The 7,330-nt window shown below is 27.2% G+C and carries 9 protein-coding genes; 1 reads left to right on the forward strand and 8 read right to left on the reverse strand.

Annotated elements, in window-relative coordinates:
• Positions 1–118: 118 nt before the first annotated feature.
• Positions 119–922: an N-acyl homoserine lactonase family protein gene (locus COL3_RS22250; RefSeq protein WP_008418562.1), complete on the reverse strand. Its 804-nt coding sequence runs from the start codon at positions 920–922 to the stop codon at positions 119–121.
• 231 nt (positions 923–1,153) lie between these two features.
• Between COL3_RS22250 and COL3_RS22255 the strand changes: the two genes are divergently transcribed.
• Positions 1,154–1,765: a hypothetical protein gene (locus tag COL3_RS22255; RefSeq protein ID WP_008418561.1), complete on the forward strand. Its 612-nt coding sequence runs from the start codon at positions 1,154–1,156 to the stop codon at positions 1,763–1,765.
• Positions 1,766–1,871: 106 nt separating this feature from the next.
• Here the strand turns inward: COL3_RS22255 and COL3_RS22260 are convergent, their stop codons facing one another.
• The 7 genes from COL3_RS22260 to COL3_RS22285 all read right to left on the reverse strand — a co-directional run bounded on the left by COL3_RS22260 (position 1,872) and on the right by COL3_RS22285 (position 7,025).
• Positions 1,872–2,303 carry a YmaF family protein gene (locus COL3_RS22260; protein ID WP_008418559.1) on the reverse strand — a complete coding sequence of 144 codons (432 nt, stop codon included), beginning with the start codon at positions 2,301–2,303 and terminating at the stop codon, positions 1,872–1,874.
• 264 nt (positions 2,304–2,567) lie between these two features.
• Positions 2,568–2,747 (reverse strand): hypothetical protein, encoded by a 180-nt coding sequence (locus tag COL3_RS22265; protein WP_008418556.1) that lies wholly within the window; start codon positions 2,745–2,747, stop codon positions 2,568–2,570.
• 372 nt (positions 2,748–3,119) lie between these two features.
• Entirely contained in the window at positions 3,120–3,380 is a 261-nt protein-coding gene (locus COL3_RS22270; RefSeq protein WP_008418554.1) for a hypothetical protein, read from the reverse strand.
• A 188-nt stretch (positions 3,381–3,568) separates the two neighbouring features.
• Positions 3,569–3,814, reverse strand: a complete 246-nt coding sequence (locus COL3_RS22275) for an AbrB/MazE/SpoVT family DNA-binding domain-containing protein (RefSeq protein ID WP_008418553.1) — start codon at positions 3,812–3,814, stop codon at positions 3,569–3,571.
• Positions 3,815–3,936: 122 nt separating this feature from the next.
• Positions 3,937–4,320 carry an OsmC family protein gene (locus COL3_RS22280; RefSeq protein WP_008418551.1) on the reverse strand — a complete coding sequence of 128 codons (384 nt, stop codon included), beginning with the start codon at positions 4,318–4,320 and terminating at the stop codon, positions 3,937–3,939.
• Positions 4,321–4,563: 243 nt separating this feature from the next.
• Positions 4,564–4,734, reverse strand: a complete 171-nt coding sequence (locus tag COL3_RS28955) for a hypothetical protein (RefSeq protein ID WP_008418549.1) — start codon at positions 4,732–4,734, stop codon at positions 4,564–4,566.
• Between the two features lie 173 nt (positions 4,735–4,907).
• A complete protein-coding gene (locus tag COL3_RS22285; protein WP_008418547.1) occupies positions 4,908–7,025 on the reverse strand; it encodes a [Fe-Fe] hydrogenase large subunit C-terminal domain-containing protein in 2,118 nt (705 codons plus the stop codon).
• Positions 7,026–7,330 lie beyond the last annotated feature (305 nt).

A 7,330-nucleotide genomic window follows, 5' to 3' on the forward strand; every position in this document is an offset into this window, starting at 1 on the left:
GCCTGATGAAAAATATCCATGGCAACTTTGGACTTGTTATTTATTTTCATGTGCCTAAATTACATTCTACCACTATTATTATCTTAAAACCAAATATAATTTATACTTTTTAGGAATATTATTCATAATAATTTGGAGCAACTTTTATTGAATTAAAAAATTCTTCATCATGTGCAAAGAAAACTTTAGCATTATATTTATTTTCTAATGCTTTTACTTTATTAATTGACTTAAAGAAAGAAAGACTGTCATAAAGTAACCCTGACGCCTTAACTGGCGGTCCATATATTTCTGAACAGTATACACAGTCCTGAGGAAAAATTAATGTTCCTTCCTTTTCCAAATGTATTACTAATCCTAGTAACCCTGGCGTATGACCTGGCAAATTTATAATTTCCACCCCTTTTGCAAATTCAAAATCTTCTTCAATTAAATGATATTGCTTTACTGATATATCCAAATCTGCTTTTATATATCCACCATGGGTTAAAGGATCAGGATTTAGTCTAACTACTGTTTGAGCATACATAAAATCAGATTTAGCTACGTATACATCAGCATGTTTAAACATATCTAAATTTCCCGCATGATCTAAATGCATATGAGAAATAATAACCTTCTTTATTTCTTCAGGTTTTGTGCCGCAAAGAGCTAGTTGATTTTCTAATCTTTGTTCATTCGTTTGATATAATGGATATATTTCTTGAAGATTTTTAGGCCAATATCCATTCATAGCTTCAGGATTACTTCCTAAATCATATAGTATTTTCCCATCTGGATGATCTATCAAAACAGCCATTACAGGAAGCTTAATCCATTCATTTTTTACGTGTGGTTTACTGTAGGTTCCCATTGTTGCCCCACCTACTACATTATTTTTATCAGTTTCTAAATATCCTGTATCTAATATATATACTTTCATTTAATAATCCTCCTGCATTACTACTTCCATTATCAAAAATTCTTTATTTGCAATTATATCACCACAAATTAACTGATGTATATGTACTTTAGTAACGTATATTTTGTGCATGCATAATATACAATTGAATAAATTCTATAAGTTTAACTTCTTTTTTACGATTTTATAAATTTAAATTAATATTTTAATAGTATTCTTAAATTGCAAAAAAATTTTAAGGATGGTGTAAAGATGCAAACTAAAAAATTAGCAGTTTGTAATTACCATATCAACATAATCAAAGATTTTCAAAAAAGATTCAATTTTATAAAAAAATCAAATATAATTTTATTAATTCTTACTTTGTTACTAATAACTATTGTTTTTACAATTATCACAGACTTTTCCAAAGCTTTAAAAAACGTCAGTAGTACAAATGAATCTATTTCAGAATTTAAATCTGATATAAGTATTCTTAGTGATACAGCGAAAACCATTGAATCAGAAAGACAATTAAGCAAATATAACAATACTAATGCTTTTGGCTCTGATGGAAATACTCTTAAAGCAAATCAAATTTCACCTGGTTTAAAAACTGCCTTAGGCAATATGGCTGATATAAATAATGACAGAAATATATCTGAACAAGAAATATCAGCTCTTCAAATTATGAGATTAAATGCAGATGATTATCAAAAAGAACTTGAAAGATACCAATATACTTTACAATCAGCAGATCATAATCTAAAAAACTATGTAATAATAACTAATGGGAAATACGCTGGTACTGTCCTATATAACGGACCACTAAAGTATACAGATTCTGAAAATAGGCGATATTTTGGATTAGAGTTATTTTATTAAATAATATACAAACAAGACCTTACCTGCCCTTTTAATTTCATGCAAACTAAAAACATCAGTATTACAGCAATGTAGTACTGATGTTTTTAATATTAATTATAATTAATTAACATTCTTTATCATCTGGTGTATTGCTAGGGTCTTCAATTAAAGTTGTGAAATAATAGTCATGAGAATGTTCATCGTTGCAAGTTGTCTCACCATTTACTAAATGAATGTGCTTACCGCCAGAAATATTGATTGCTGGACTGGTTGTATCGCATATTCCGTGAAAATGATCCTCAAAAGTATCTGTAATAACCTCAATCTTATGCACATGAGAGTCACCATACTTAATTGCAGCACCAGTCACCCCAGCTATTCGGTGATCATGGAACTCTCTATTATCATCCTCAGCGTAATCTGTGCTTGATAAAAATTCATGATTGTGGTTTAATACTCTCAGACATTTTTCCGGAGCTTGATTAACTTCTGGTGATTGGTTTCTTATTGGAAAGCGTCTTCCATAATTTCTACCCCTTACGAAGTTGTATCCCATTAAATTTCCTCCTCAGTTATTAATGATACTACATCCTATGTATATCTAAATATTTATGTGTATAAAATAAAGGTACAGCTAAAAATCAGCTGTACCTTTATTTTATCAACTTGAGAGAGAGTTAAGGTTTAAGGGGTTGTTATAATATTATAATAACACAATATTATAAAACATCAAATACTATTTAATAATTTTTATCAAAGAATATTTCGACAATGTAATAAAGGCAGCCTAAATCTAAAATTAAGCCGCCCCTAAAAATATTTATTTAATTTGCAGATACTCAACATAGTTGGTCAATTTATCAACCTTATTATTACTTTTTAGCCACAAACTATAGCCCGATATATTTCCTTCCAACTCCTTTATATTCATTATCCCAATTGTTTTATTATTTACTTTTTTTATATCTTCATGTATATTAAATTTTATCAACTTGCCCATTTCACTTTCCTCCTTTAACGCTTATATTTACATTATATTTCTGTAATTCATTTTTATTCCTATTAACATAATGTTCATGATAAAAAGCAGTCATAATTTATGGCCGCTTTTTACTCCGTTAAAAATATGAAAGTGTTATGGTATTAAGGTAAAGGGGTTCTTACCAGTTATGGTATATGAATATAATACCATAGCCCTAAAAAAGAATCAATATTATTTAATATAATTTATTAATTATTTTTTTATAAAATATAAGCAGTAATTAACTTAATTACTGCTTGTATTCTATATTTATTATGAAAAAAAGTATTTACAAATTATATAAAATGTATATGATTATCCTTAATAAGTATACAGGTTGCGCATCTCAATTTATTTTATTTCTTCAATAGCTAATAATCTTGGGTTATTTCCTTCTTGAACTTTAATATATATTCTTGCCATTTTCATTTGCAAATTTTCTATTATTGTTTTTACTTTACATATAAAGTAATAATCTTCCATTCCATTTGTAACTACTGCTACAGGGTTAAAATTCCATCCCTTTATTCCATTTAATGCTTTGCTCAATATTTTTTTATCCTTCTTAGTAACTATATTTCTAATTTCTAATTCTTCATTATCTTTTTCCATGTTATCAAACACCCTTTCTAATTAATATTTTATTATTAATTTTTGTCAGTTGTTTGTCAAAGTTATTAACCTTTTGTTAATATAGTATTACAGAATAGTAAAACTAATTTATTTTTATACTTCATAGTTATTTAATGAAAATAAGCCCCAAAATAATCTTAAGGAGCCTAAACTAAAATTAATGTACGCTAATAATTAGATTTTAAATCATTTTTACATTCACCACAAATACATAACCCTTTAAATTCTAGAATGTTGTCCATATTTCCACAGAAGGTGCATCCTGGAGAATACTTCTTTAATATTATCTCACCTTCATCCTTAAATATTTCTAAAGCATCTCCTTCATTAATAAAAAGTACTTGTCTAGTTTCCTTTGGAATTACTATTCTTCCAAGATCATCAACTCTTCTAACTATTCCTAACGATTTCATATTATCATTCCTCCCAATATATTATATTTTTACTATAATATATAATATAAATTATTTACAGACTGATATTTTCAAATTATGTAAAATAATTACCAAATTCAGTATAAAATTTATAATAATTTTTACTTATTCTCACATTGAAATTCTATTTCCTTTGATAGTGTTTTAGTTACAGGACAATTTTTCAATTTTTTTATTACAGTATTTTTAATACTTTCATCGATAATCCCGATGATGTCTACTTTATATTTAAATATTGTCTTTTTTTCATTACGCCTATCCAAATCCACAGCCACAACAATTTTATTATATTCTATATTCATTGAATCTAATATCATCCTGGTTGTAATATTTAAACAAGATGCATATCCTGCTTCTATAAGGTCATGTGGTCTAAAAAATTGCCCATTTCCCCCCTTTTCTTTTGTAACATCAGAATAAATAGTTTCATTTCCATTAGATATGCTCGTGATATATTTGCTATCTTCACTTATTGATGTAATCATTGCTATTCACCTTCTAAAATTATTTTGAACTTGATGTTTATAAACTTTTTTCTATGCTTCACGCTTCACCACTCTTATTATAACATATTTAGTAAATTATGTATATATAATTTCAATTTTCGAACATTTATGTATTTTAATTCAATTTAATTATATTATTCCTCATATCTATTGCATCTTATCTTTCTATTAATAAAAAAGAGGTAAATCAAACTTTTTAGTTTAACTTACCTCTAGAAATAATTAATTTGCTCGTAAGAACTGTTCATAATTTTCCACTTTATCCTCTCTACGACTTTCTTTTAACCAATTGTTATATTTTGAAATAGTCTGTTCTAAAGCTTCAAACTTTAACTTTCTATGCTTCTCTCTTTTTATTTCCGTATACATAATAATCTTAATAATGTTCCCCATTTGCTTCACCACCTTTCATTATTATATACAAGAAAATGGATTTTTTTAGGTACCAAAATTTATTATATTAGGCTAAAAAAAACAAAAGCACCCAAATTGAATAAAGGAGTAATGCTCTTAACTGACCACTTTTGTGGTCAGTATGAATTATAATATTAAACATATGTACATTTCTAGAAGTATATATCCGAAAACTCAATAGTTACTGCTTCAATTCGTTCTTTTTTATATAGAATGTGTTCTTCCATATCTGCGGAAAGCTTTTGCTCTTTAATATCAATAGGAAAGGTTATTAGAAATTCAGCCCCTTCTTTACGCTTACTTTTGCAAGTAATTGTTCCACCTTGAATTTCTACAAGAGATTTCACTAAAGATAACCCTATTCCACTGCCTTCATTTTTTCTAGATAAACTTGTATCAACTTTTTGAAACCTATCAAATATTTTTTGCTGCATTTCCTCTGGTATTCCTATTCCATCATCTTTTACACTAATAGTCACATGATTTGAGTCAGGTTTATAAATATTAACTTCAATGGTCCCATTTTCTTTTCCATATTTCACAGAGTTAGATAATAAATTTAACATTATTCTTTCAATTAAATGGGCATCACAGTTAAGATATAACTCTTCCATTTCAGTGTCAAAAATCAAATTCATATTTTTATTATTTACATAAGCAGCAATTGATAATGTTATATTTTCTACTTCACTTACTATGTTTTCAACCTTAAATAGTGGCTTAAAGAATCCTGCTTCAATCCTAGATAAATCTATAATATTATTAACCAATCTTATTAGTCGCAAACAGTTTTGCCTGATTATATTATTATATTTTAAAATATCATCTACAGAATAATTGTCTTTATATATATTTTCTAATTGCAAAACCGAATAAATAACATTTAATGGTGTTCTTAATTCATGAGATATATTAGTAAAAAACTCACTTCTGGTTTCTAATAAATAATGCTCATTAATTACTTCTTTCTTATTATAATCAATGCAATTTGATAGGACATTAAGGCCATTAAAAATACATTTAGCCATAGTTTTACAAGACCCATATCCACATGCCGAGCAATTAATATTTCTTGACTCCTCAGTATATTTATTCATCTTTACAAATATCTCGTTATATTGCTCATTAGTAGGTTCAACTATATCATTAGCAATACCATATTTATGATAAAATCGTTTGAAATCATCAAGGTTCAAATTTTTATCAAAATAATCATGTGTCCAATTAATTATCTTTGTCTTACTATTTTCAACACTATCTGCTTCTTTTTTTTTCTTCAATTTATTGAATAAATAATCTACTTCATCTATCTTGGAAGAACAGGCATATTTATTACAGGAACCTGTCCCAAAATTACATCCATAAGAACAATTGAAAATATCAACAACTAAAGGTACCTCTTTCTGGTCCTTTATATTATTTCCATACCCCTTTATATAATCATACGCATATTTTATACCGTTTACTTGTCTTATCCATGCATCTTTTAAATATACTTCAATATTTTCCTTAAGCCCTCCAGGCCTGCTAAAAAGAAAACCTAGTCCCCCTCCAATATTATCAAAGTCGCATTCATTATATTTAGATATATCAATATTATTAATTTTCAGGTATTTCGAGAATTTTTCCAAAGTCACATTATATTTTACATACCCATGAGTATTTTCATCATTGATTTCATCAATTTTAGCAATACACGGCGATAAAAAAGCGATATCATCATTTATATTCGCATATTTTTTCATATAAATAGCTGTACTTATCATTGGGCTTTGTACCGGCGCAAGTTTCTCAGTTAACTTTGGATGATGTTTTTGTATGTAATTAGTAATAGGCGTACAAGTCTGAGATATCATTGTATTTTGATTTTCTTTCTCTAGGTGTCTTATGTATGCCCAAACGTAAATATCAGCTCCAAAGGATACATTATAAATAAAATTTACACCTATTTTTTTTAAGTACCCAAATATCTTTTTATATTCGTTAAAATTTGCAATAATAGATGGTGCCGCAATTACTGATAATTTTTTTCCCTTATGTAAATCTTGAAAAAATCTTTCTGTATCATCTCTATAATTTCTTGCATCATGATCACAAACTTTGATGCATTCGCCACAATTAATACATTTCTCAGAATTGATTTTTATCTTATTATTTCCATCAACAAGATAGGCAATATTAGCTCCAGGTACTGGACAATTACTTAGGCATTTATTACATCCTACACATCTTTCCTCCTCCAGGTATACTACATCTTCTTCTTTACACATTTTTACTTCCTCCTGAAAGTTCTGCATTTATCATTGTAGTTATTCTAAAAGCTGTTAAACTTATTAAATTTTATTTAAAACCCCAAAAATTTCCATCAGCTTCCTCATATTAACTACAAATTCATTATATTATAACATATAATGTAAAAAAGTACATATAGAATACCAATTTCAATTACATTCCATAAAAACTATCACTTTTTAATGCTCAAAAGTAAAAATATTTACATTTCTTTATAAAACTTTATTGATATCCAACATTATAATTGGACTTATTATATGAATATACTTACATATTTACTAAA

The sequence above is a fragment of the Clostridium sp. LS genome (genome assembly GCF_002760435.1).
GTDB lineage: Bacteria > Bacillota > Clostridia > Clostridiales > Clostridiaceae > Clostridium.